This window comes from Corynebacterium freneyi, from assembly GCF_030408835.1.
Lineage (GTDB): Bacteria > Actinomycetota > Actinomycetes > Mycobacteriales > Mycobacteriaceae > Corynebacterium > Corynebacterium freneyi.
This window is the reverse complement of sequence record NZ_CP047357.1, coordinates 834,529-858,865: the sequence shown is the minus strand read 5'-3', so window position 1 is coordinate 858,865 and position 24,337 is coordinate 834,529. Positions and strand designations below refer to the sequence as shown.

The 24,337-nt window shown below is 68.1% G+C and carries 20 protein-coding genes; 7 read left to right on the top strand and 13 right to left on the bottom strand.

Features of this window, described 5'->3' with window-relative positions:
* Window positions 1-3: 3 nt before the first annotated feature.
* Window positions 4-939, bottom strand: coding sequence for a hypothetical protein (locus CFREN_RS03850; protein WP_209653739.1), 936 nt, complete (start codon window positions 937-939; stop codon window positions 4-6).
* 128 nt (window positions 940-1,067) lie between these two features.
* On the opposite strand from CFREN_RS03850, the gene CFREN_RS03845 reads away from it, so the two are divergent.
* The gene (locus CFREN_RS03845) at window positions 1,068-1,586 is read left to right on the top strand and encodes a hypothetical protein (protein WP_209654851.1); all 519 of its coding nucleotides are present in this window, start codon (window positions 1,068-1,070) and stop codon (window positions 1,584-1,586) included.
* Between the two features lie 66 nt (window positions 1,587-1,652).
* On the opposite strand, the gene CFREN_RS03840 is transcribed toward CFREN_RS03845, so the two are convergent.
* Complete coding sequence (locus tag CFREN_RS03840) at window positions 1,653-2,948, bottom strand: O-acetylhomoserine aminocarboxypropyltransferase/cysteine synthase family protein (RefSeq protein ID WP_209653748.1); 1,296 nt, start codon at window positions 2,946-2,948, stop codon at window positions 1,653-1,655.
* Window positions 2,949-3,130: 182 nt separating this feature from the next.
* Between CFREN_RS03840 and CFREN_RS03835 the strand changes: the two genes are divergently transcribed.
* Entirely contained in the window at window positions 3,131-4,183 is a 1,053-nt protein-coding gene (locus tag CFREN_RS03835; protein WP_246580176.1) for an RluA family pseudouridine synthase, read from the top strand.
* 41 nt (window positions 4,184-4,224) lie between these two features.
* Here the strand turns inward: CFREN_RS03835 and CFREN_RS03830 are convergent, their stop codons facing one another.
* From CFREN_RS03830 to CFREN_RS03820, 3 genes are read right to left on the bottom strand one after another with little or no spacing between them, the layout of a single operon-like run.
* Window positions 4,225-5,016 (bottom strand): ABC transporter ATP-binding protein, encoded by a 792-nt coding sequence (locus tag CFREN_RS03830; protein ID WP_209654751.1) that lies wholly within the window; start codon window positions 5,014-5,016, stop codon window positions 4,225-4,227.
* Window positions 5,016-6,005, bottom strand: coding sequence for an ABC transporter permease (locus tag CFREN_RS03825; RefSeq protein WP_083291362.1), 990 nt, complete (start codon window positions 6,003-6,005; stop codon window positions 5,016-5,018). The genes CFREN_RS03830 and CFREN_RS03825 overlap by 1 nt, the downstream gene beginning before the upstream one ends.
* Complete coding sequence (locus tag CFREN_RS03820; RefSeq protein ID WP_070521126.1) at window positions 6,002-6,976, bottom strand: ABC transporter substrate-binding protein; 975 nt, start codon at window positions 6,974-6,976, stop codon at window positions 6,002-6,004. The genes CFREN_RS03825 and CFREN_RS03820 overlap by 4 nt, the downstream gene beginning before the upstream one ends.
* A 226-nt stretch (window positions 6,977-7,202) precedes the next feature.
* On the opposite strand from CFREN_RS03820, the gene CFREN_RS03815 reads away from it, so the two are divergent.
* A complete protein-coding gene (locus CFREN_RS03815; protein ID WP_209653750.1) occupies window positions 7,203-9,026 on the top strand; it encodes a hypothetical protein in 1,824 nt (607 codons plus the stop codon).
* Window positions 9,027-9,169: 143 nt separating this feature from the next.
* Window positions 9,170-10,783 carry a cation:proton antiporter family protein gene (locus CFREN_RS03810; protein WP_070521132.1) on the top strand — a complete coding sequence of 538 codons (1,614 nt, stop codon included), beginning with the start codon at window positions 9,170-9,172 and terminating at the stop codon, window positions 10,781-10,783.
* A 251-nt stretch (window positions 10,784-11,034) separates the two neighbouring features.
* Here the strand turns inward: CFREN_RS03810 and CFREN_RS03805 are convergent, their stop codons facing one another.
* From CFREN_RS03805 to CFREN_RS03785, 5 genes are all read right to left on the bottom strand, one after another.
* Entirely contained in the window at window positions 11,035-12,729 is a 1,695-nt protein-coding gene (locus CFREN_RS03805) for an NAD(P)-binding protein (RefSeq protein WP_209653752.1), read from the bottom strand.
* A complete protein-coding gene (locus tag CFREN_RS03800; protein ID WP_209653753.1) occupies window positions 12,726-13,820 on the bottom strand; it encodes a thiamine pyrophosphate-dependent enzyme in 1,095 nt (364 codons plus the stop codon). The genes CFREN_RS03805 and CFREN_RS03800 overlap by 4 nt, the downstream gene beginning before the upstream one ends.
* A gap of 117 nt (window positions 13,821-13,937) precedes the next feature.
* Entirely contained in the window at window positions 13,938-15,206 is a 1,269-nt protein-coding gene (locus CFREN_RS03795; RefSeq protein WP_209653756.1) for a thiamine pyrophosphate-binding protein, read from the bottom strand.
* Window positions 15,199-15,789 (bottom strand): 2-oxoacid:acceptor oxidoreductase family protein, encoded by a 591-nt coding sequence (locus CFREN_RS03790; RefSeq protein WP_209653758.1) that lies wholly within the window; start codon window positions 15,787-15,789, stop codon window positions 15,199-15,201. Before CFREN_RS03790 ends, CFREN_RS03795 begins: the two co-directional genes overlap by 8 nt.
* 166 nt (window positions 15,790-15,955) lie before the next feature.
* A complete protein-coding gene (locus tag CFREN_RS03785) occupies window positions 15,956-16,723 on the bottom strand; it encodes a hypothetical protein (protein ID WP_209653760.1) in 768 nt (255 codons plus the stop codon).
* A 49-nt stretch (window positions 16,724-16,772) separates the two neighbouring features.
* Between CFREN_RS03785 and CFREN_RS03780 the strand changes: the two genes are divergently transcribed.
* Window positions 16,773-18,560 carry a hypothetical protein gene (locus CFREN_RS03780; RefSeq protein WP_209653763.1) on the top strand — a complete coding sequence of 596 codons (1,788 nt, stop codon included), beginning with the start codon at window positions 16,773-16,775 and terminating at the stop codon, window positions 18,558-18,560.
* Window positions 18,561-18,671: 111 nt separating this feature from the next.
* A complete protein-coding gene (locus CFREN_RS03775) occupies window positions 18,672-19,442 on the top strand; it encodes a hypothetical protein (protein WP_209653765.1) in 771 nt (256 codons plus the stop codon).
* A gap of 19 nt (window positions 19,443-19,461) precedes the next feature.
* On the opposite strand, the gene CFREN_RS03770 is transcribed toward CFREN_RS03775, so the two are convergent.
* The 3 genes from CFREN_RS03770 to CFREN_RS03760 form a co-directional block, all read right to left on the bottom strand.
* Window positions 19,462-19,977, bottom strand: a complete 516-nt coding sequence (locus CFREN_RS03770) for a hypothetical protein (protein WP_209653767.1) — start codon at window positions 19,975-19,977, stop codon at window positions 19,462-19,464.
* Window positions 19,978-20,034: 57 nt separating this feature from the next.
* Window positions 20,035-21,333 carry an MFS transporter gene (locus tag CFREN_RS03765; protein WP_209653769.1) on the bottom strand — a complete coding sequence of 433 codons (1,299 nt, stop codon included), beginning with the start codon at window positions 21,331-21,333 and terminating at the stop codon, window positions 20,035-20,037.
* Between the two features lie 118 nt (window positions 21,334-21,451).
* Entirely contained in the window at window positions 21,452-22,429 is a 978-nt protein-coding gene (locus tag CFREN_RS03760) for an RNase H family protein (protein ID WP_209653771.1), read from the bottom strand.
* A 379-nt stretch (window positions 22,430-22,808) separates the two neighbouring features.
* Between CFREN_RS03760 and CFREN_RS03755 the strand changes: the two genes are divergently transcribed.
* On the top strand, window positions 22,809-24,116 hold the full coding sequence (locus tag CFREN_RS03755; RefSeq protein ID WP_209651956.1) for an ISL3 family transposase: 1,308 nt from the start codon (window positions 22,809-22,811) through the stop codon (window positions 24,114-24,116).
* Window positions 24,117-24,337 lie beyond the last annotated feature (221 nt).

Here is a 24,337-nt window from a genome sequence, read left to right as displayed (position 1 = left end):
GGTCTACAGCGGGGCCCGGACCTCGATGCCCCGGCCCTCATGCCCGCAGACGGTCTTCGCCTGCAGCTCCTCGGCCCGGGCGACGGTCGGCGAGCTGCAGCTCCACCCGTCGAAGTCGACGATCATGGCGTTGCCGGTGCCTTCCGACGGCATACGCTCGTCGTACTCGTCGAGCACCTCCATCGCTTCCTTGCAGGTGATTTCGCCCTTGACGACGTCGGCGAGGCGGTGGCCCTCCATCGCGCCGCACAGCGTCGGGGCCTGCACCAGGACGTCGGTGCCGATCGTGTACCCGGTGCCCGGCTGGCCTTCGGCGCTGGCCTGGAGCTCGGCGGGGTCGAGGATGGGCCCCTCGGTGGTGATGTCGCGGTCGGAGCCCTCGATCTGGAACGCGGCCCCGTCGGAGACGCACGCCAGCGTCGAGTCGTCGGGCTTGGCGCACTTGACCACGCCGAAGTTCACCCACTGGCCGGTTTCCAGCTCGGTCTTCGCCGGCGGCACCCCCTCGGCGATGACGTAGGCGACGCCGGCCGCGCCGATCGCGACCGCCCCGGGTCGCCCGGACAACGGCGGCATGTCCACGTCGGGCACGTCATCGGCGGCGGTGCCGATGCATGTGACCAGCGGCGCGTTGACGAAGCACTCCCCCGTCGTCCCGTCGACGACGTACGTCAGCGACTGGACGCTGTGCTCGCGGAACATGCCCGGATCGACCTGCTGCAGCGAGTCGAAGTCGACGTCGATGGCCTGGTCGTGTTCATCCCCGGCGGTTTCCGTCACGGTCACCGTCGACTGCCTTTCGCTTTGCGACGATCCCGCCTCGGGCGACGGAGCAGCCGCCTCGCCGGTGCCGCCGGTCCCGCATGAGACGAGGAAAAGGCCGGCGGTGCCGAGCAACGCGACGATGGACGAACGGAGTGGACACAATGTCGTTTTCATGTCAATAGTTTGGCACGATGACGGCGCGGTGGCTGGTCAGACGCGTTTTCGGGGGTGCATAATCAAACGATGACCGGCACCGGCCGTCGGCACGCACGGTCGCCCCTCAGCTACGTCGGAAGGCACCCATGAACAAGAAGCTCCCCCTCGGTCTGCTCGCCGCGGCGTTGTTGGCCCTCCCGGCCTGTTCCAGCGACGGCGCGCCGGTGGAGACCGTCACCGAAACCACCATCATCGAAAGCCCCGACAAGCCGAACCCGACGCGCGGCGATTCCTCCGACGACGAGCAGCCGGCTTCTTCGTCCACCGCCGCGTCCACCACCACGACCCGGGCCGGGCACATGGGCTACACGGGCGCGCCGACCGGTGACCCGACGCCGATCAACAAGACCATCGCCCGCTGCGCGAAGTCCTCGGAAGGCCTCTACGAGCAGGGCACCACCTGGTTCACCGACGGCACGTCCGGGTGGACGCAGTACTGCTCCGACAATTTCCACGACGGCCCGCCGCCGGCGTACGAGCCGCGCGAGCCGTACACGCCGCCCGCCGAGAACACCCCGTCACCGTGGGTGCAGGGGCAGATCGACTGGGCGAACTGCCTGGAGTCGGGCAAGTCCGAGGAGCAGTGCCGGGCGGAACTCAACTAACCGTCACCGCCCGTCGGCGCCGCTCGTCGTCAAGCATGAAGCTCGACGCACGGATGGCGCCGTGCCCTACTCCGCGGCCTTCGCCAGGGCCTGCTCGATGTCGGCGATGAGGTCGTCGGCGTTTTCCAGGCCGACGGAAATGCGCACCAGGCCCGGGGTGATGCCGACGGATTCGAGCTGATCGTCGGGCACCTGGCGGTGGGTGGTCGACGCCGGGTGCAGCACGCAGGAGCGGGCGTCGGCGACGTGGACCTGGCGGGAGATGACTTCGAGGGCGTCCATGAACTTCACGCCGGCTTCGCGGCCGCCCTTGACGTCGATGGTGAGCACGCCGGACGCTCCGTCCAGGTACTTTTCGGCCAGGTCGTGGTACGGCGACGACGGCAGGCCCGGGTAGCGGACTTCGTTGAGGACGTCGTCGCGGGTGAGCAGGTACTCGGCGACCTTCCGGGCGTTTTCGCAGTGGCGGCGCATGCGCACGTCCAGGCTTTCGAGGGACACGTTGAGCATGAACGCCGAGTGTGCGGCCGGGTAGGCGCCGAAGTCACGCTGCAGCTGCATGCGGGCCTTGATCACGAAGGGTGCGGCGGCGTAGTCCCTGGTGTAGACGACGCCGTGGTACGACTCGTCGGGCTCGGTGAAGTCCGGGAATTTGCCGTTGGCGTAGTCGAAGGTGCCGGCGTCGACGATCATGCCGCCGACCTGCACGGCGTGGCCGTCGAGGTACTTCGACGTCGAGTGCACGACGACGTCGGCGCCCCATTCGATCGGCTTGCACAGCACGGGGGTGGCGAAGGTGGAGTCGACGATGAGCGGCACGCCCTGGCCGTGGGCGATGCGGGCGAACTTTTCCACGTCGAGGACGCTCATGGCGGGGTTGGCGATGATCTCGCCGAACAGGGCCTTGGTGTTGGGTTTGAAGGCGGCGGCGATTTCCTCTTCGGAGGCGTCCTGGTCGACGTAGATGACCTCGATGCCGAAGCGCTTGAGGGTGGTGGAGAACAGGTTCGAGGTGCCGCCGTAGATCTCGGAGGATGCGACGAAGGAGTCGCCGGCGGAGCACAGGTTCATGATCGCCATGGCGGTGGCGGCTTGGCCGGAGGTGGTGGCCATTGCGGCGACGCCGCCTTCGAGGTCGGCGATCTTGGCTTCGACGGCCATGACGGTCGGGTTGGCGAACCGCGAGTAGATCAGGGCGTGGGTGGGTTCGTCGAAGACGGCGGCGATGTCGTCGGAGGAGTCGAAGGTGTAGGTGGTCGACTGGACGATCGGCACCTGGCGGGGGTCCTTGTTGCCCGGCACGTACCCGGAGTGGATGAGTTTGGTTTCGTCGTGCAGTTTCTTCGCGTCCTGCTCGGTCATCGGGGTGCCTTTCGGTTGAGGTTTTCGGAAGATAGCGTTTTCCATTCAATCACCATTTCCGCTTGACGACGCTCATCTCCCGGCATCGGGCGAATTGGCCCGGTTCGCGCACGTCCCGCTATGGTCGGGGTTTCTGGCGGGGGTGTTTTTCCGGCCCCTCATCGACGGCTTTTCGTGGAGTGGTGAGCACAATCGGCGGTAATTCGGGGCAGCGGCGTAGCCGGCACGGGCGGGGATCGCCGAAGCGCGGTGGCCGGGGGCGTGGGTCCTCGGCGGGCGGGTTTGCCCGCCGCAATGAACCGGCCGGGCGCACGTTCGAGGCACGGACGATCACCATCCCCGAGGCCCACGATGGCCGCCGCCTGGACAAGTACATCCGCTCCCAGCTCAAGGGGGTGCCGGCGACCCTGCTGTTCCGCCTGATGCGGGAGGGCAAAATCCGCGTCAACGGCGCGAAGGTCAAACAGAATCACCGCGTCCGGGGCGGTGACGAATTGACGTTGCCGGACATCGTCGTGGCGGATTCCCCGGCGCCCGTGCGGGTTCCGGCCGGTCTCGTCGCCGCCGTCGAAGGCGCGATCGTCCACGAAGACGGTGAACTCATCGTCGTCGACAAGCCCGCGGGTCTTGCCGTGCATCGGGGCACGGACGTGCCGGCCGGGGTCATCGAGGCCCTGCGGCAGTCGCGGCCCGACCTGCCCGACCTGGAGCTGGCCCACCGCCTGGACCGCGAGACCTCCGGCCTGGTGATGGTCGCCAAAACCCCGCCGATGCTGCGGTACCTGCAGGAGCTGCTCCGCGACCGGGAGCACGAGATCGACCGGCGGTATCTCGCCGTCGTCGAGGGCGCCTGGCCCGATCAACTGACCGTCAGCACCACGGCTCTGCGCCGCACGAAGCAGGCGACCATCGCGGTGCCGGACGGGCGCGGCGGGCAGCGAGCCGAAACCCGGTTCCGCATCGTGGAGCGCCGCGGCCGGCGGGCCACAGTCGTCGAAGCGCGGCTGATCACCGGCCGCAAGCACCAGATCCGCGTGCACTGCGCCGACGCCGGGCACCCCATCGGCGGCGATTCCCGATACGGTTCGCCCGGCTTCAACCGGCTGGTTCGCGACAAGGGCATCCGGTCGATGATGCTCCACGCCCATTCGCTGTCCGTCCCGCTTCCCGACGGCGACGTCCTCCACGTCACCGTCCCGCCGCCGGCGGAGTGGGAGCGGTTCCAGGCGGCGTGACCCCGCGGTTTGAGGGGATGAGGTTGGGGTGCGGTTCTCCTCTACCCCAGGAACGCCTTGTCGGAGAGCGTGGCGCCCTTGATCTTCACGAACTCCTGCAGCAGATCATGCACGGTCAACTTCGCCTTCGTCTCGGCCGAAGCCTCGTAGACGATGCGCCCCTCGTGCATCATGACCAGCCGGTTGCCCAGCCGGATCGCCTGCTCCATGTTGTGGGTGACCATCAGCGTGGTCAGCCCGCCCTCCTCGACGATCTGATGCGTCAGCTCCGTGACCAAGGCCGCTCGCTGCGGATCCAGGGCCGCGGTGTGCTCATCGAGAAGCATGATCTTCGGATGCGTGAACCCGGCCATCAGCAGCGACAACGCCTGCCGCTGACCACCGGAGAGCAACCCGACCTTCGTGGTCAGGCGATCTTCCAGGCCCAGCTGCAGGGAGCGCAGCTGCTCGACGAAAACCTCGCGACGCGCCTTGGTCAGTCCCGTGCCCAACCCCCGGCGCTTGCCGCGCAGGTACGCCAGCGACAGGTTCTCCTCGATGGTCAGGCTCGGCGCCGTGCCGGCCAGCGGATCCTGGAACACCCGGCCGATGTACTTGGCGCGCTTGTAATCCGGCATCCCGGCCACCGACACGCCGTCGATGACGATCTCGCCGGAATCGATGCCCAGCCGGCCCGACACCGCGTTGAGCAGCGTCGACTTGCCCGCGCCGTTGGAGCCGATGATGGTGACGAAATCACCCTCCGCCAACTCCAGCGACACGTCGACCAACGCGCGACGCTCATTGGCCGTGTTCGGGAAAAACGTCTTGGAGACGTTGCCGATCTTCAGCATCACGCCTTCACCTTCCCCTCGTCCGAACCGGCGGCGGCAGCCGGGGCCGCGGCCGCGAGATCATTCCCGCCGGCACCACCGGAGGCCGAGCGACGGCCACCGCGGCCGCCGCGGTTGACGCGCGTTCCGGCCAAGGCGCCGCCGAAGATCCCGCGCCACCGCGGCAGCAGCAGCGCCAGCACCACCAGCGCGGCGGTGATGAACTTCATGTCATTCGGGTTCAGGCCGACCTCGAGTGCGGCGAAGATGATCAGTCGGTACACCACCGCACCGACCACCACGGCCACCACCGACAACCACAGGAACCGCTCGCCGAGCAGCGCCTGGCCCATGATCACCGACGCCAGGCCGATGAGGATCAGACCCACGCCCATCGAGTTGTCGGCGAAACCCTGGTACTGCGCGAACACCGCACCGGCCGCACCGACCAGGCCGTTGGACAGCGCCAGGGTGAACATCTTCGTGCCGTCGGTGGACACGCCGAAGGAACGGATCATCGGACCATTGTCGCCGGTGGCGCGCACCGCCAGGCCGTAATCCGTGTTGAGGAACCACACGATCAGCAACGCGACCACGGCGACGATGACGGCGAAAATGCCCACCGACGCCCACGTGCCCATCAGACGGGCGTCGCGAAGCGGAGTGAAGATGGTGTCCGCGCGCAACAACGGCACGTTCGACGACCCCATGATCCGCAAATTGACCGACCACAGGCCGATCTGCGTCAGGATGCCCGCCAACAGACCGTCGATGCGGCCCTTGGTGTGCAGCAGGCCGGTGACCAGACCCGCGGCGAAGCCCGTCGCAAAGCCCGCGACGATGGCCAGGAAAGGATTCCAACCGGCGAGGATCGCGACGGCCGCGGTGGCGCCGCCGGTGGTGAAGGAACCGTCGACCGTCAGGTCCGCGAAGTTGAGGACGCGGAACGTGAGGAACACGCCCAGCGCCATCACCCCGTAGATGAGGCCGAATTCGACGGCGGAAATCATACGGTTTCGGCCTCGTTCAGGATCGACTCGGGGATTTCGACGCCCTGGCGCTGCGCGGCGTCCTCGTTGACCACGTACTTGTACTCGTTGGCCTTCTCCACCGGCATGGTGGCCGGGTCCTCGCCATCGCGCAGGATGCGCAGCGCCATCTCACCGGTCTGGCGGCCCAGCTCCTCGTAGTTGATGCCCAGGGCGATGGCGGCGCCGCCCTCGACGGTGCCCTCCTCCGCCGCGATGACCGGGGTCTCGGTGGCCTCGGCGGCCTGGACCAGCGACGCGATGCCCGAGACGACCAGGTTGTCGGTGGGCACGTAGAACGCGTCGACGTCGCCGATGGCCTGGACCGCCTGCGGAATCTCGGTGACGTTGGTGACGGTCTGGGTCACGATCTCCAGCCCCAGCGGCTCGGCGACCTTCTTGGCCTCTTCGACCTGCACCTTCGAGTTGACCTCGCCGGAGGCGTAGACGATGCCGATCTTCTTCGCGTCCGGCAGCAACTCCTGGATCATCTCGAACTGCTGGTCGATCGGCGCGATGTCGGAGGTGCCGGTGACGTTGGCACCCGGCGCGTCGAGCGAGTCGACCAGTTCCGCCTCGACCGGGTCGGTGACGGCGGTGAACAGCACCGGGGTGTCCTGCACGTTCTGGGCGGTGGCCTGCGCGGCCGGGGTGGCCACCGACAGGACCAGATCCAGGTTCTTCGACGCGAACTGCTGGGCGATGGTCAGGGCCGTGGACTGCTCGCCGTTGGCGTTCTGCTCGTCGTATTCGACCTCCACGCCCGCGTCCTCGAACGCTTCCTTGAAGCCCTCCGTGGCGGAGTCGAGGGCCGGGTGCTGGACCAGCTGGTTGATGCCGATCTTGTAGGTCTCGTCACCCGAGGCGCCGTTGTCGTCGGACGAGCAACCGGTCAGGGCGAGGATGCCGGCGGAGATGGCCGCGGCGATCTTCGTCTTGCGGGACGTGAACATGGGGGTCCTCCTTTTGTTCCTTAAGGGACAGTAAAAACTTATCCGCAGGACCCTGAATCCTGAAGAAGGATGCCGATTCGGGTTGGTTTTCGCCTGCTGCGGGTGCACCCGACCGCCCTCGAACGCCCGTTTTTCGCGGGGATCGCCGATCCGCGGCTTCCGTTATTCTTTTCGCCGCGGCCGACCACCGGCCGACGACCGACGAACGACCGAGGGGATGCGACGCATGGCCGAGCAGTATCGCGCTCAATGGAACCACTCCGACGAGGACGTGACGCGGCGCGTGGCGGCCGCCGCCGCCGACTGGATCCGCGGCAAGTACGGGCAGGAGCTTCCCGCCGACGGTGAGCCCTACACGCGGGAGTTCATCGCGCCCGGTCGCGGTGCCGATGCGAAGGGCACGGAGTGTTTCACCATGCTCGACGTCACCGACCCGGTCGCGCGTGACGACGACGGCGGTGACGACGACGCAAGCGGTGAGGGCGGGTCCGACGGCGGGGACGGTGCCGACGGATCCGGCGATGGTTCAGCCGGTCGCACGGTCGCCTTCCGCCTGACCGAAACGAAACCGGATGGCGCGTTCTGGTCGACGGAGATCATCGCCACGGCCCACCCCGACGGGGGCCCCGCCGACTACTACTGTTCGGTGTCCACCGAGCAGACCCAGTCAGCCGTGCCCATCAGCATCGCCGCACCCCGCGTGGCCACGGCGCTGCTCGAGAAGTCCACGTCGGCGAATTGGCCGCTCGACCCGACCTCGATGCGCGTCGACGACGCCATCGCCGGCGTGTACGCCGACGCCCTGGCCAGTCGCGACCGGTCGATTCCGTTCATCGTTCTGCGCCCGGCCGACGAATCCGACGAGGAGCACCGGGAGGTCACGGCCACCGCCGACGCCATCGCGCGACGCCTGGCCGGGCTGTGCGCGGTCCAGGTCATCGGCGCCGACGTGGAGGCGGGGCTGTCGGAGCGCTTCACTCCGGGCGGTTACTTCGTTCCGGCGGGCCACGTACGCATCTTCCACCCCTCCACCAACGGCGGCGACCTGGCCACCCGCACCAACCCCATGCGGCGACTGCGGTCGTCGAAGGTGCTCATGGAGTGGGTGACCATGCAGGTCGCGCCACGCAGCGTCGTTCGGCAACCGCCCGCGGCCATCGCCCGCTACCTGCGGTCGGATCGCGCATTGCGCACCGTCGGCGGTAGCGCGGGCGGCGACGCGGCGGAAACCATCGCCGCCCTGGAAAAGGCGAACAAGCGCCTGGCCGGCACCATCAGCGATTTGGAACGCGACAACGGCGCCCTCTTCGACGCGCTTAGCGAAACCTCCCTGGAGTACGGGGTGTTGGACGAGGAATTCACGGCGCTCGACGCCGACGCCGCCCGTCGCAAAGCCCTGGTACAGTCCCTGGAATCGGCGCTGAGCTTCGCGCTGTCTGCCGACCCCACGCTCGAACGCGACCTGCGCGGCAAAGGACTGTGGCCCTGGCCGGACGGCGACGAAGCAATCGACGACGACGTGGCCACCATCGTCGAAGCCATGAGCCAGGACGCCAACAGCACGTCGGCCGACTGCTTCGAACATGCCCGCGAGCTGCTCGGCCGATGGCTGTCCATCCCCGACGACGCCGCCCAACAACTCGAGGCCCTCGACGCCAGCCCCAACGCGTCGGTGTGGGCCGCGAAGGCATGGCGGGCGTTCGTCGCCCTGGCCGCCTACGCGGAAGCCAAGGCCGCCGACGCCGAATCGAAGGTCGCCGGATTCTGGGAATGGTGCGACTCCGGGGCCCCGCTGCACTGGCCCGCGACGAAGAAGACCCTGGCCATGAAGGAATCCGAAGGCACCATGAACAACCGCCGCTTCGCCGCCACGCGCACGTTCCCCACCGAAGAAGGCGGCACGCAGGTCATGGAGGCCCACATCAAAATCGCCGAGGGCGGCGGCAACAACATCCCGCGCCTGTACTTCGCCTACGACGACGACCTGGGCAAGGTCCGCGTCGGGTTCTTCGGGCCGCACCGCCTCGTGCCGAATCCGTCGGCAAGCTAACCGGCGACGGCCGCCGCGGTCGCAGAACAACGGGCGGCTAACCGTGCTGCTGCGGCCTCACCCCCGAAAGACGCACCCCCGAAAGGACCGTCGGCGCAGGGGCGTGGGTATGCCGTGGCCCACTGACGGTAGCTTCATTGAACATGGAGTCGATCTACCTCACGGCGTTGCTCTTCGCCATCGTCGGCGGCCTGGGCGCGACGATCCTGCGTCTGCCGCCGCTCATCGGATTCCTCGGCGCGGGCTTCGCCATCAACGCCGTCGGCATCGACCAGATCCCGTTCATCAACGTGCTCGCGGAGCTGGGCGTGACGGTGCTGCTGTTCACGATCGGCCTGAAGCTCAATCCGCGGGACATGGTGCAGCCGCGGGTGGTCGGCACGGCGGCGGGCCACGCGGTGACGAACACGGTGGTCTTCGCCGGGGTGTTCGCCCTGCTGGGGCTGCTTCCGGTGGCGTCGCTGGCCGGGCTGGATTTCACCGGGCTGGTGTACGTGGGCATCGCGGCGTCGTTCTCGTCGACGGTGTTCGTGATGTCGCAGCTCGACGACGCCAACCGCGGCCAGTCGACGATCGGCCGCATCGCGTTGGGCGTGCTGGTGCTGCAGGACATCATCGCGGTGGGTGTTCTGGTGTTCTCCACCGGTTCGGTGCCGGCCCCGTGGGCGCTGGCGCTTCCGCTGCTGCTTCTGCTGCGTCCGCTGGTCACCCGCATGCCGGACCGGATGTTCCGCGCGGAGCTGCTGGTGCTCACCGGCGTCGGCATCGCGGTGGCGGCGTACTCGCTGTTCGAGCTGGCGAACGTGTCGGGTTCGCTGGGGTCGCTGGTGGCGGGCATCATGCTGTCGGGCCACCCGGTTGCAGACCGCCTGTCCGAGGCCCTGATTTCGGTGCGCGAGCTGCTGCTGGTGGCGTTTTTCGTCGAGATCGGACTGGGCGGCCTGCCGGGCGTGGGCGGTTTCCTCATCGCCGGCGTGCTCACGGTGCTGCTGGTGGTGAAGGCCGCGATTTTCGTGGCGCTGCTGCGCCGCATGGGGCTGTCCGACCGCACGAGCATTCTGACGGGCATGACGCTGGCGAATTATTCGGAGTTCGGTCTCATCGTCGTCGGGGTGGGCGTGGCCAACGGGGCGTTGGCGGCGTCGTGGACGCCGATCATGGCCATCGCGGTGGTGCTGAGCTTCGTGGCCAGCTCCGCCGCGGCGGCAAACGAGGACCGCATCGTGCCGTTGGTCAAGCGGTGGGTGCCGCCGACGCCGGAGTCGCGTCTGATTCCCGATGAGCGTCCGGTGCGCGTGCGCCACGCCGACGTCCTGGTGTTGGGCATGGGGCGCGTCGGCGAGGGCGTGTACCGCAGGCTTTCCGACGCCTACGGCAAGCGCGTTTACGGCATCGAATTCGACGAAGGTCGGATCGAGGAGCTGCGTCGCCGCGGTGACAAGATCATCGCCGGGGACGTGACGGACCCCGAGTTGTGGCGCCGCATCGAGCTCGACTGCACCCCGGAGCTGTTCGTTCTGGCGTTGCCGAATCACCGAGACAGCCTGGAGATGGCCGCCGCCATCCGCGAGCGGCATCCCGACGCGGTGATCGCGGGTACGGCGTTGGTTCGCGAGCACTGTGATCTGCTTGTCGACGGCGGCGCGGACGTGGCCGTCTACCTCTACGAGGGGGCGGGCGAGGAATTGGCCGATCAGGCGATGTCGAAGGTGCTCGCTGCGGCGGCCGGTGGGGGTGCGCGGGAGGCGCAGGCCTAGGTGTTGTGTCCCTGCAGGTCGACGCTCGCCCGCTCTCCCCTGCCCCCACCTGAACCACGGGGTCACCTACCCCACCTAAACCACGGGGGCCAAACCACGGGGTCGCTCGATTTTCGGCCCTAAACCACGGGGTCACCACCGACCCCGTGGTTTGGACCCCGTGGTTTGGAAAATGAGGGGCGCGATCGCCCGTCTAGATCACCCCAGGCACCGTCAAATCGCCTGGGGAGCCATCCGATCTCCTCGCCCGTCTAGATCTCCTCGGGCACCATCGAGATGGCGCCGCACGGACATTCCTCCGCGCAGACGCCGCAGCCCTTGCAGTAGTCGTACTTGAACTCGTAGCGGCCGGGCTCGAATTTGATCACGGCGTTGTCGGGGCACACGCCGAAGCAGTTGTCGCAGCCGAAGCAGTTGCCGCAGCTCATGCAGCGGCGGGCTTCGAACAGGGCGGAGTCTTCGTCGAGGCCTTGGACGACTTCGTCGAACGTCGAGGCGCGGCGGGCGCCTTCCAGCTTCGCGCGCACCTGGTGAGGGGCGTCGGAGTAGTACCAGGTTTCCATGCGGTCGAGGGTGGCGTCGCCGTGTTTGGCGGGCGGCCGGTGGTCGGTGCCGCTCAACCAGGCGTCGATGTGGCGGGCGGCCTTTTTGCCGTGGCCGATGGCGACGGTGACGTTTTTGTCGCTGGGCACCATGTCGCCGCCGGCGAAGACTCCGGGGCGGCCGGTCATCATGTGGTCGTCGACGGCGACGACGCCGCGTTCGACGACGATGCCGTCGACGCCGTCGAACAGGGTCAGGTCGGATTCCTGGCCGAGCGCCATGATCACCGAGTCGGCGGCGAGTTGTTCGTATTCGCCGGTGGGCTGGGGGAAGCCGTCGTCGTCGAGGACCATTTTCTCGATGGTGATGGCGCCTTCGTCGACGTGGCCGACGGTGGACAGCCATCGCATGGTGATGCCCTCCTCCTCGGCTTCCATGACTTCGGATTCGTGGGCGGGCATTTGGCCGCGGGTGCGGCGGTAGACGATGACGGATTCTTCGGCGCCGAGGCGGCGGGCGGTGCGTGCGGCGTCGATGGCGGTGTTGCCGCCTCCGTAGACCACGACGCGGCGGCCCAGCAGCGGGGTTTGTTGCTTTTCGACGTCGCGCAACACGTCGACGGCGTCGAGTACGTGGGCGGCTTCGCCGGCGGGGACTCCGATGTTGCGGGCCAAGCCGGCGCCGACGGCGGTGAACACCGCGTCGAATTCTTCCAGCGCGGCGTCGAGGTCGTCGACGCGCACGCCCTGTTCGAAGGTGACGCCGAGGTCGCGGATGCGGTTGATTTCGGCGTCGAGGATGTTCCTGGGCAGGCGGTACGACGGGATGCCGTAGCGCATCATGCCGCCGGGTTCATCGCCGAGGTCGCGGACGGTGACGGCGTGGCCGCCCAGCGCCAGGTGGTAGGCGGCGGACAGGCCGGACGGCCCCGAGCCGACGACGAGGACCTTCTTGCCGGACGGTGCGACGGCGACCGTCGGCGCCCAGCCTTCTTCGATGGCCTTGTCACCCAGGAAGCGTTCGATGGCGTTGATGCCCACGGCTTCGTCGACTTCGGCGCGGTTGCAGGCGGTTTGGCAGGAGTGGTAGCAGACTCGGCCCATCACCGCGGGAAGCGGGTTGTTGCGCATGATTTCGCGCCAGGCGTCTTCGTAGCGGCCGTCTTCGGCATGCGACAGCCACAGTTGGATGTTCTCGCCGGCCGGGCAGGCCTTGTTGCACGGCGGGAGCAGGTCGACGTAGACGGGTCGTTCCGTGCGCCACGAGCCGGTTTCGTTGGCCAGCGACGATCCCACCGGCAGCGACACTGCGAACGGCAGCGTCGTTTTGGTCGAACCGCCCCGGTCTCCGGCCTTTCCGCCGGACGGGTTGGTCGACTGGCCGTCGGTTGGTTGGTCGGTCATCGTTGCTCGGTTCCTTCCGTGTCGTCGGCCATGAGGTCGACGGTGGCGTCGTCGACCAGGTCGTAGCGGCGGATGTTGCGGTCGGCGCCGGCTTGCAGGCGTTCGATGACGCCCGCATCGGCGCCCGGCTTGAACAGGTGGGCGAAGCGGCGCTGGAGTTTGAGGTATTCGGTCACCGGTACGCGGCGGCGGATTTTGGACACCGACGTCACTTCGCCGTATTCGGCTTCGAACACCGGGAAGATGCCGGACTGGGTGGCCAGTCGGGCGAGCTTGATGGTGTGATTCGACGCCGAGCCCCAGCCGAGCGGGCAGGGCACGAGCACGTGGATGTAGCGGGCGCCGCGGAATTCCATGGCGCGGGCGACCTTGTATTCGAGGTCGCGCAGGTCGGCGACGGTGGCGGTGGCGACGTAGGGGATTTCGTGGGCCATGGCGATGCGCGGCAGGAATTTGCCCTGGCCGAACGTGTTGCCCGGCGCGGCGCCGACGGGTTGGGTGGTGGCGGTGCGGGCGGCCGGGGGCGTGGCGCCGGAGCGTTGCACGCCGGTGTTCATGTAGGCCTCGTTGTCGTAGCAGATGTAGAGCACGTCGTCGTTGCGCTCGAACATGCCGGACAGGGGGCCGAAGCCGATGTCGACGGTACCGCCGTCGCCGCCTTGGGCGACGACGCGGACGTCGTCGCGGCCCTTGGCCTTCAGCGCGGCCTGGATGCCGGTGGCCACTGCGGGCGCGTTGCCGAACAGGGAGTGGATCCACGGCAGGTTCCAGGAGGTCTCCGGGTAGGGGGTGGAGAACACTTCGAGGCAGCCGGTGGCGTTGGCGGCGATGATCTTGTTTTTTGCGGCGGCCATGGCCGCGTCGAGGGCGTAGCGGGCGCCGAGTGCTTCGCCGCAGCCCTGGCAGGCGCGGTGGCCGGAGGTCAGGGAGTTGAAGCGGTCGGCGTCGGATTGCACGGAGCGCAGGTCGTCGTCGACGAGCCGGTTGCCCACGGCGAACGAGCCGACCTGGTAGAACTTCGCGGCGTCGCGGGCGGGGATGTCGGTGCCGCGGTACCTGGGGGCGGGCAGCAGCACGGTGGGGCTGTCCATTCGTGCTCCCCCGTCGTCGGCGCCGCGGGGTCGTGCTCCCCCGAGTCGTGCGTCCCCGGATCGCGGGGCCCCGGGGCGCGTGTCTTGGGGTCGGCCGGCGGTGGTGTCGTCCATGGGTCAGGCCTCCTCGGCAAAGTGCCCGGTGCGGGCGCGTTCGGCGTGGTCGCGCAGCAGGTTTTCGGGGATCGCGCCCGAGCGCCGCGTCAGGGTTTCGCGTCGCAATTCGCGGTCGACGAGTTCGCGGTCGAGGTCGAGGAACGTGGTGTCTTCGACGTCGTCGACGACGGCCTTGTCCAGGTAGGCGTGCAGCGATGCCTTGGTGATGTCACGTCCGCCCAGGCCGGCGATGAGTTCGTGGCAGATGAACCGTCGGCCGCGCATGGCGGCTCGGCAGTGGGAGGAGACGATGCCGCCGATGCCGACGGAGAACGCCTTTTCCAGCACGATGAAGCGCGTGGCTCCCGACAGGGCTTCGCGGACGGCGGCGGAGGGGAAGGGCCGGAAGCTGACCAGGGACAGCACGCCGATTTTCTCCCCTGCTTCACGACGCTCGTCGACGACGTCGCGCAGCGTTCCGGTGACTGAGCCCAAACAGACGATGATGGTCTCGGCGTCGTCGGTGCGGTACTCGTGGAGCAGGCCGCCGGAGTCGCGGCCGAAGACGTCGGCGAATTCCTTTTGGACGCGCGGGATGACGTCGAGGGCTTCGAGCTGCTTGTGGTGGGCGAGGTAGCGGACTTCGGTGAACGCCTCGGGGCCGACCATCGCGCCGATGGAGATGGGGTGGTCGGGGTCGAGGATCTGACGGGGGCTGTAGTCGGGCAGGAACGCGGCTACGTCGTCGCGTTCGGGCACGTCGACCTGTTCCATGGCGTGGGTGAGCACGAAACCGTCCATGCACACCATGACGGGCAGGGAGAGTTCTTCGGCGATCTTGAAGGCCTGGACGTGCAGGTCGGCGGCCTCCTGGTTGTCGATGGCGTAGAGCTGCAGCCAGCCGGAGTCGCGTTGGCTCATCGAGTCGGTCTGGTCGTTCCAGATGTTGATGGGCGAGCCGATGGCGCGGTTGGCCACGGTCATGACGATCGGCAGTCCCAGGCCCGAGGCGTTGTAGACGGCCTCGACCATGAACAGCAGACCCTGGGAGGCGGTTGCGGTGTAGGCGCGGGCGCCGGCGGCGGAGGCGCCGATCGACGCCGACATCGCGGAGAATTCGCTTTCGACGTTGACGTATTCGCAGCCGGGCAGGTCACCCGATTTCACCAGCGCCGACAGCGCCTCGACGATGTGGGTCTGCGGCGAGATGGGGTACGCGCAGATCACCTCCGGCCGGCACGCGGCGACGGCTTTGGCCACCGCCTGACTGCCCTCGATCTGCTCAAGCATTCTGCTTCTCCTTCGCGGCGCGCTTCTTGTCCATGACGACGTCGTAGGCGGCCCGGGCTGCGGCGACGTTCTTCTCCCCCACCGGCCCGGGGAAACGCTGGACGATGGCCTCCGCCACCGAGTCCATGCGGATCAGGCCGGTCAGTGCGGCCATTCCGCCGAGCAGCACGGCGTTTGGCACGGTGCGCCCGGTGTGTTCGCGGGCGATGTCGGTGGCCGGCAGCGTCATGAAGTGCCCCGGCGGCTGTTGTTCCTGCAGCGACGTCAGGCCGAGTTCGGCGGTGCGCTTGGTGGAGTTGATGAGCACGTACCCGTCGGCGGTCAACCCGGCGAAGGGGTCGAGCACCGTCAGCAGCGTGGGGTCCTGGACGATGACCAGGTCCGGGTGCAGCACCGGTTCGCGGGTGCGGATCTGCCGGTCGCTGATGCGGCAGTACGCCACCACCGGCGCCCCCGTGCGCTCCGAACCGAAGGAGGGGAACGCCTGCGCGTGGCGCCCCTCCGAAAATGCCGCCTTGGCGATGAGGTCGGACGCGGTGACGACGCCCTGTCCGCCCCTTCCGTGGATTCGCACCTCGACCATGGTTTCCACAGTAATCACCGGTGGCACGGCCCGCCTCCCGGCCGACTCGTCCCAGGGCATGGAACGCGTCACTCCCCTGCGCCCGACGGCGCCCCCACGTCCGACGCCCCCGAACCCGACGAGCACCGGCTTCCGCCGCCCCGCGGAAGCGACATGGCCGACGGAGTCAGTCTCCGATGCGCCAGAAATTCGTGGTCGCGGTGAGCACCACCCGGCCGTCGATGACGCTGCCGGGCTCCGGCGCCGGATCCGTCGCGGCGGGCAGCGCCACGACCATCGGCACCGCGGAGTCGACGATGGCCCGGTAATACGGGTTGCCCGTCAATTCGTTGGTCACCGTCTCCACGTCGCGGCAGATTCCGCGGAACAGGGCCGACGAGTTGGCTTCGTCGGCCGTCGCCGAACCGTCGTACAGCGCGAACAACCACGGACAGATCAGGAATCGCGGACCGTTCAGCGGATCGGCGTCGTCCCGGCCCGCCGTGTCCGACCAGTCGTCGATCGAGGCGAAGACGTTGACGTCGACGGCGATCGCCCCCAGATGCAGCTGCTCGACATGCGCCGGTTCACCGACCTCCCGCAGCGGGTACACGGGGTACATGTGCGGGTCGTCGACCATCGCCAGGAGGCGGAGCGCCAGTTGGTCGGCGTCGTCAAGCACGTCCACGTGCGCCATGCCCGGCGCCACCTGAAAAACGTCCGCGGCCACCGTGGCCTGGTCCGCGCCCGGAACCGACGCGGTCAGCGAAAAGTCGGACCGACCGTCGCCGAGGCCGAAATTCGCCACCGTGAATCCCGAGGGATCCGGGTACGCCAGCAGCGGATCATGGTCGGGGTGGTTGCGCAGAAATCGCGTGGGGGCGTTTTCCAGCGCGTCGTCGATCTCGGCCGACGTCGCCGCAAAGCCGACGGCCTCAAACAGGCGTTCGTCCATGGCTTTCCTCCCGGGAACGGTGATCCGCCCATGTTGCCACGATGGGACCATGACGTCGAACCCCGGAAACCATGGCAGCGTCGATTTTTCCTCGCAACCCGTCCGCCACCTGCAAACGCTGGTCGATTGGATCGGCCTGCCGCGGTTGCGGCGCGGCGCGGATCTCGCCGACCAGGTGACGTTCGGTCCCCCGGGGCCGGGAATGTACGAGGCGGAGGTCGCGGGGCACCGGGTGTCCTACGACGGGATGATGTTCCCGGGCGCGGCGCGGTGCGATTGCGGGGCGACCGTCTACTCCCCGTACTGCGAGCATCTGTGCGCGGTGGCGCTGGTGGTGTTCGGCCGGGGTGCGCTGCCGGACGAGGCGGCGGCGGGATTTCCCGGGGTGGTGCGCGGTTACCCGGACGACTCCCGCTACGGCGACGGCTCGGCCAACGCCTGGTTGTGCGCCCACGGCGAGGACGTGGAGCTGGATCCGTGGCTCGACGGCGAGGAGTTCCCGTGGCCGGCGGCGTCGATGTCCGACGCGCAATGCCATGATGTCGCGGCCGCCTCACTTGCGGAGCTGCGGGCGACGGGCCCGGGCGCCGATGCGCTCCGGGAGTCCGTTGCTTCGGTGTGCGCCGACGCCGATCGGATCGGTGACGCCGGGCGTCCGGACATGGCGGTGCGGCTGCTGCAGGACGCGGTGCCGCCGGCCCGCGACGCGGTGCGTCGGTTGCTTGACGACGCCCCCGTCCCGGCCGAACCGGCCCCTTTCGGCGGTGATTGGGAGCGGGCGGAGATCAGCAGGTTGGGGGATCCCCTGCTCGATCGCATCGTCGCCGCATGTCCCCCGCGAAACGGTGCGATGCTCGCGTGGATCGAGGACGTCATCGATGGTGAGGCCGACGATGAGGAAACGATCCTGATGCGGCACATCCGGGTGCTTCTCGACGACGACCAGTTGGCGGAATTGCTCGACTGGTTGACCGCGCGGCGTGGCGTCGGCGGAAACCTCAAGGAGTGGGGGCGTCGTTTGTCGCTCGCCGGTTTCCTCGGCGACGAGGTCGGCTATGCGCGGATCATTTCGGAGGCGCCGGACGGCGCTCAGGCGGCCGTGATGGTCTACTACCGCGGCCGACCGCCGACGGCGGCGTCGGTGGCGACGACGGCCCGGTTTCTGGATCGGGGCCTGGTGTCCCTGGACCGGGATGACCGGCAGGCGATCGATGCCGGATCCGTCGTCGAATGGCTGGCCGGTGCGGACCGCGACGATGCCCGGGACCTGGTGCGGCGCATCGCCGTGGAGTGCTTCGACGTCGATGAGCTCTGGCGGTCGATGAAGGTGTTCTCCGAGGCTTTCGGCCACGGCGATGCGGCTCGGGCGCATGCGTTCGAATTGGCGGGGTTGCGGTCGGACGGAACGCCGGTCGACTCGGCTCCGAAAGACCAGCTGGCGGCGGCGGTCATCGAATCCCATTTCCGCGAACCGGATCCGACGGTGGAGCTGATCGATTTCGACGCGGCCGTCGAGGTGGAATCCCGCACGACCCTCGACGCGGCCGAGCACTTTCTCGACCGGTTCCCGTCGACGGCCGCGACGGCGGCGATGGCCGCCTGTTACCGGGCGCAGCAGGCGTGGAGATCCCCTCCGAACACGCCGGGCGTCGACTACTTTCCCGCCGATATCGTGGCGTGCATCGAGATGGTCGCCCGCGCCGAAGAGGCCCGGGGAACTCCGCGGAGGTTCTGGGGATTTCTCATGGCGTTGCACGACAAACACCCGATCGGAGGTTTCCACCGATCCCGTCTGGCGCTGAGGGGCCTGTGGCCGGGACAGTCCGAGCCCTGGTAGCACGCGGCGCCGCCGGAAGGATTCGACTAAGTTCGGCGCACGAGCACGCCACTGCAGCACGCCACGGCGGAGCGCCTCTGCGGTACGCCATGGCCGATCGGAGGAACCGCCATGACCGACGAACGCAGTTTGTGGGAGCAGGCCACCGAGTCGAGCTACTTCGCCGCCCGCAAGGAAAAGCGACCCGATCCCCCGCCCGAGCCACTACTCGAGACCCTGCCCGAGCCGCGCCCGGGCGAGCCGACGTGGCGGCCGGGGGCGGCCGCTCCCGCTCCAGCTCCCCGGGCCGTCCCCGATTTCCTCGACCTGAACGAGCTGGCCTTCGATCAGATTTCGCGCAGGGAGATGGACGTCTTCGACGCGGACGGGCAGCTGGTGGCCCGCATCCGCCGGGCCCGGCACCGTGAGGAACGCGCGTTTCTCTCTCCGCGGGTGCTGGTCGTGGAGGACGAGGCCGGCCGGGAATTCCTGCACATCCGCGACCTGCGGGGCATGGGCGGCGCGAGCTTCGACGCCTTCCTGCCCGGCGAGGAGGAGCGGTTGGTCTACATCGTCGGAATGTGGAAGCTGTTCCGGATGGGCCTTTCCATCCAATTGCACGCGGAGGGCGTCGAACCGGCCGGCTTGCTCGCCGACGGGGACCGGAGTTGCCGGTTCGTCGAGATCTTCCCCGACGTCGGTCAGCCGGACAAGGGAGGCGACCCGGTCCCGCCGGTGGCGTCGTTGAGCCGGGAACGCATGGGCTTCTTCAACAGCCTCAGTTCCCTCTACCGCTTTCGCCTGCGCATGGATTCCCGGTTGAGCCGCGAGGTGCGGCTGGCGATGGTCGCGGCGGCGTACGTCGTCGGGGCGGTGAGCTTCGAGGAAAACTCACGTACGTGACTGCTCCGCCATTTCGCCGCTAGGCAACCTCGGCGTCGGGGATGAGCTCGGTGAACTCGGCGACGTCGTCGTCGGGGACCCAGATGTAGACCCCGGATTGGCCGTTGTCGATGTATAGGCGGGTGCGGCCGGGGATGGTGCCGAAGTCTTCGAGAACGCGGTCGAAAACCTCGATGTCCAGCCAGTCGGCTTCCTGCGTGAACTCGATTCGCACGTCGCGGCCGTCGAGGCGGTAGGTCAGCCACGAGGTGCCGCCGTCGAAATCGACGTGCGAGGCGACGTCGGTGACGCGGTCCTCTTTGCCCGTGGCGCGGGCCCATTCGTGGACCCATTCGCCGTAGGCGTCGTCGGCTTCGATCATTTCTGCGTCGTAGGCGAGCACGTGCGAAAACGCCGGGCCACCGTTGTAATGCTCCGCCGTGAGGATGGAGCGTGCCCGGTTCTCCCCCGCGCGGATGGCGGCGGGGTTGCGCAGTTCCAGGCCGAGTCGTTGCAGTGTCGCGATGATTTCCTGCTGAATGGTGTCCTGCGTCATATCCGGAAGCGTACCTGCGGGTGCCGCGGCCGCCACTCGTTGTGTTCGGGCGCGGGATCAGGGTCGGCCGGACGCGGGGCGGGCCCTGGCGGCGAGTTCGTCGTCGATGGTGGTGGGTGCGGCGGCGCGTACGCCGATGACGCCCATGAGCACCGCGCTGGCGACGAGCGCGATGAGAATCTCCCGCCACTGCCCCGTCGCACCGTACGCCGCCCCGACCAGGATGGGCCCCGTCCCGGCCATCAGGTACCCGTAGGGCTGGACGAATCCGGACAGTTTCGCCGTGATCACGTGCGAGCGGCTGCGCGCCGGGATGAGGGCGATCGCCGTGGGGAAGCAGAATCCGCCGACACCGAGGAGGAGGGCCCATAGGAGGGGCAGGTGGGCGTCGTCAAGCAACAGTCCCAGGTAACCGCCTGCGGTGGCGACGGCGAAGACGACGACGAACGGGGTGAGCGTGCGGGCGCGTGCGATGAGCATCGGCATGACCAGCCCGCCGATGACGTTGAGGCCGCCGACCAGCGCCAACGCGATCGTGCCGGTCGCCGCGGAGGCGCCGTTGTCGCGGTAGATCTGCGGCAGCCAGCCCATCTGGACGTAGGCGTTCATCGACTGCAGGCCGAAGAACACCAGCAGGAACAGCGCCGTCGGCGAGCGCCACATGGACACCTCGAGGGCCGGGTCGCGGTCGGCGGTGGCCTGGCCGGGGCGGGGTGCGTCGTTGCCGAGCTTTACGACGACCACCACCCACACCACGACCTGCACCGCCGCCGGCACCGCCCACACGGCCAGCGCCCACTGCCATGCGTGGTCGCCGGAGAATGCCAGCGCGCTCAAGGGGCCGACGGCGCCGGACAGGCCGAGCAGGGCGCCGTAGGCCGTCATCAGGGCCACGACGTGCCGGCCGCCGTGCCGTTTGATCCATGCCGGCAGCAGGACGTTGGCCACCGCGATGCCCGCGACGACGAAGCCGGTGAGCACGATGAACACCGACATCGCGCCCACCCAGGGCCGCGCGGCCAGTCCCGTGAACGTCAGCGCGGCGCCCAGCGCGATGGTTCGCGTCAGACCCAGCCGCATTGCCACGGGCACCGCACCAAGGCCCATCAGCGCGAACAGGAATCCGGGCATCGCCGTGATCAGCCCCGCCTGCGACGCACCGGCCCCGAATGCGGCGAGGGTTTCCTCCAGCACCGGGCCCACCGACGAAATGCCGGCGCGCAAGTTGACCGCCACCGCGATGACGGCGGCGAACAGCAGCGGGGTCGACAGCAGGGCTGCCGTGACGGGGCTCTTCGGGGTGGGGCGCGCCGAGTCGGAGCGCTTGGGGGTGGGGCGCTTGGATGTGGAGGCCATCCGACCATTAGGCGCCCGGGTTCGGGGTCACGTCAACTCGGGGCGGCATGCGACGGGCCGGGCCGGGCAGGTCCACGTCACAGGTTTACGTCGATGTCTTTGTCGGGAAGTCGGCGGCTCAGGCGGCCGCCGCCGGGGCGCCCGCCGAGTCGTCGGCAAAGCCATCGGCGATGATTCGCACCTCACGGTCGGCGATGACCTCGGCGGTGAGGCGGCAGTCGGTGCATCGGCGGCGGTGGACGGCGAGCCGGTCGGCGAGTTCGTTGAGCGGATCACCCGCATGGCCGCGCACCCACTTCAGCTGGATGCCGTGGTCGCGGATGTGGGCGCGCGTCTGATTCAGCTGCGCCAGTCGCTTGCCGGTGGCCCACTGCGGCAGCCACTTACCCGTCAGAGCGCCGAGAGCCTTCCGCGAATCGGAGAGGATGACAATCTTTCGGCCCGGCTCGCGGGAGACGGCGTCGTCGATGGCGGACTTGATGGCGAGGAACTCGGCTTCCGCGACCGCACTGACGTCGACCATGCGGGTGGCGTGGCGGCCCTCGGCGGTGACCCAGGCGATGCCGGCGGCTCCCCTCCGGCCGCGGGAGGCGTCGCTGGCGATGCGCAGGGGTTCCCGGTTGCGTGCTTCTTCGGCTTCGATGCGCCCGACGCGCTCCTTTTCGTCTTCGAGCTGTCCGTCGACGGAGCGATAGACGCTGCGACGGGCCCCATCCACCACCCCGAGGTTCCCGGAGAACCGTTCCAGCCCGAAGGGCAGCGTGCCGACCGCCGCGGCCACCATGGCGTCGGGGATGTCCACGACGACGCGGCCATGCACCGCCTGGATCGCCGCCAGGTGACCGGCCAAATCCACGGCGATGCGCGCCCGGTCGGCGATGGCCCTTCGGGTCAGCGCCGCGTTCCTGGCGTTGGCGAATTTCTGCCGTTCCTCCGGCGTCGCCCACGCCGCCGGCTGGGAGGGGTGTTCGTGGCGGTCGCACTCGATCCGGGTCAGCACCCAATCCTGCAGTCCCGGATGGCTGATGCGGAGCTCGCCGCACATGATGGCGGCAGTGGCGGTCGTTGCCGACGCCACGTGGATCGTCGCGAGCACGGCTTCGGCGCCAGACTCCGTAGTCGGGAGTGGCGTCGCCGTGACGTCGTCATCCCGAAGAGGTACGAGCCGGGGGTTAATGCGCCGGCGCATCATGGCGGGAGACGGCCCCCGCAATGCCGTGGCGGAGCGAGCGGACTGCGAAACCGGGGCAATTGACGTGGTCATGGGGATCTCCTTTCGTTGATGCCCGCACCGTATCCGGTCGCCCGGATAACCTGGCCGGACCACATCGAACGAGTTATCGGGCTCTTCCGGATCTGGGGTGCGTAGCCGGGATGAGGTACCAAGTATGAGGATCGGGACCCACCACAAGATATAGGGGTCCCTGGTGCGAAGATGAAAGCTCCTACACAACCATCTTTCGCCCCGAGGACCTATGCCCGATTCTACGTCTCTTATTGCTGACACCATCATCCGGACCGTTGAACTCGGCCTGACCATCACGGGCGCCGCGATCGATGAGCGCCACACGTGGATCACCTGCCGCCCGGTGGAACAGGATGCCTCCTGCCCGGCCTGCGGGATGAAAGGCCGGCTGCGTGATCACCGGATCCGTGAACTCGTGGACCTGCCCGTCGTCGGGCATCCCACCCGGTTACGGATCCGGCTACCCCGTTTCACCTGCACCAACACCGCCTGTGCGACAAAGATCTTTCAACAGCAACTCGTGTGCGCGAAGCGGAAAGCCAAGCTCACCGACCGCTGCACCCGCTGGATCCTCCAGCGCCTGGCGATTGACCGCATGAGCGTTGCCGCGATCTCGAAGTCCCTGGACATCGGCTGGGATCTGGTCAACCAGGTAGCCCTCGAACAGGCCTGGGAGCTGATCTACGCTGATCCCACCCACCTGGCCGGAGTCCGCGTCCTGGGGGTGGACGAGCACAAATGGAAACACCGCCGCGGCGACGGTACTCCCGGTTTCGTCACCGTCATCGTCGACCTGACGCCGAACGTGGACGGCACCGGGCCCGCCCGGCTGTTGGACATGGTGCCGGGCAGATCCGCTGAGGTGCTGCGCCGCTGGCTCGCCGCCCGGGAGAAGTCCTTCCGCGACCGGGTGAAAGTCGTGGCGATGGACGGATTCGCCGGCTACCACACCGCCACCACCGAGCAGCTGCCGAAGGCGAGGAAGGTGATGGACCCGTTCCACGTCGTGCACCTGGCCGCCGACAAGCTGACTATGACCCGGCAGCGGATCCAACAGGACACCTGTGGGCATCGCGGCCGGTCAGGGGATCCCTTGTACGGGGTGCGTCGGATCCTGCTAACCCGGATGGGACTGCTGACCGACAGGCAGAAAGCGAAGCTGGACGCGGTGTTCGCTGATGAGCGGCACACGGCTGTGGATGTCACGCACTGGACGTATCAGGACATCATCGCAGCCTATGAGCATCCTGACCGTCGGGTCGGGAAGAGGTGGATGTACAAAATCATGTGCCGGATCCGGAAAGATCTTCCCGCCGGGGTCCAGGAGCTGGGGCAGTTGGGCCGGACGATGTGGAAACGACGGGCCGAGATCCTCGCGTACTTCGACACCGGCGCTTCCAATGGCCCCGTCGAGGCCATCAACGGACGGTTGGAGCACCTGCGTGGCATCGCACTCGGGTTCAGGAACCTCAACCACTACATCTTGCGGTCACTGATCCACTCCGGAGGGTTCCAGGCCAAGATCAACGCACTCTAAAACCGGAAGGGCCAGTTATCGACGCACGTATCTGCGGCGATGGGTAGGGTGTTCGCTCGATAGAATTCGGAGCCGTTCCACGAAGCGCCGAATGCTCCACCCGAAATGCTGCGCGTTTACGCAACGGTGTTCGATACCGTGAGCAACACATCCACAGGCCTATCTATCATTCTGATTTGGCCGCAAAGACGGGCAGCCAATTGGCGCTCGCACTGCATCGG

Coding starts and splice junctions, on each gene's coding strand:
- CFREN_RS03755 (WP_209651956.1), top strand. CDS start 22,809: ATGCCCGATTCTACGTCTCTTATTGCTGACACCATCATCCGGACCGTT.
- CFREN_RS03845 (WP_209654851.1), top strand. CDS start 1,068: ATGAACAAGAAGCTCCCCCTCGGTCTGCTCGCCGCGGCGTTGTTGGCC.
- CFREN_RS03785 (WP_209653760.1), bottom strand. CDS start 16,723: ATGGACGAACGCCTGTTTGAGGCCGTCGGCTTTGCGGCGACGTCGGCC.
- CFREN_RS03810 (WP_070521132.1), top strand. CDS start 9,170: ATGGAGTCGATCTACCTCACGGCGTTGCTCTTCGCCATCGTCGGCGGC.
- CFREN_RS03850 (WP_209653739.1), bottom strand. CDS start 939: ATGAAAACGACATTGTGTCCACTCCGTTCGTCCATCGTCGCGTTGCTC.
- CFREN_RS03820 (WP_070521126.1), bottom strand. CDS start 6,976: ATGTTCACGTCCCGCAAGACGAAGATCGCCGCGGCCATCTCCGCCGGC.
- CFREN_RS03790 (WP_209653758.1), bottom strand. CDS start 15,789: ATGGTCGAGGTGCGAATCCACGGAAGGGGCGGACAGGGCGTCGTCACC.
- CFREN_RS03795 (WP_209653756.1), bottom strand. CDS start 15,206: ATGCTTGAGCAGATCGAGGGCAGTCAGGCGGTGGCCAAAGCCGTCGCC.
- CFREN_RS03800 (WP_209653753.1), bottom strand. CDS start 13,820: ATGGACAGCCCCACCGTGCTGCTGCCCGCCCCCAGGTACCGCGGCACC.
- CFREN_RS03840 (WP_209653748.1), bottom strand. CDS start 2,948: ATGACCGAGCAGGACGCGAAGAAACTGCACGACGAAACCAAACTCATC.
- CFREN_RS03765 (WP_209653769.1), bottom strand. CDS start 21,333: ATGGCCTCCACATCCAAGCGCCCCACCCCCAAGCGCTCCGACTCGGCG.
- CFREN_RS03805 (WP_209653752.1), bottom strand. CDS start 12,729: ATGACCGACCAACCAACCGACGGCCAGTCGACCAACCCGTCCGGCGGA.
- CFREN_RS03780 (WP_209653763.1), top strand. CDS start 16,773: ATGACGTCGAACCCCGGAAACCATGGCAGCGTCGATTTTTCCTCGCAA.
- CFREN_RS03770 (WP_209653767.1), bottom strand. CDS start 19,977: ATGACGCAGGACACCATTCAGCAGGAAATCATCGCGACACTGCAACGA.
- CFREN_RS03825 (WP_083291362.1), bottom strand. CDS start 6,005: ATGATTTCCGCCGTCGAATTCGGCCTCATCTACGGGGTGATGGCGCTG.
- CFREN_RS03815 (WP_209653750.1), top strand. CDS start 7,203: ATGGCCGAGCAGTATCGCGCTCAATGGAACCACTCCGACGAGGACGTG.
- CFREN_RS03775 (WP_209653765.1), top strand. CDS start 18,672: ATGACCGACGAACGCAGTTTGTGGGAGCAGGCCACCGAGTCGAGCTAC.
- CFREN_RS03830 (WP_209654751.1), bottom strand. CDS start 5,016: ATGCTGAAGATCGGCAACGTCTCCAAGACGTTTTTCCCGAACACGGCC.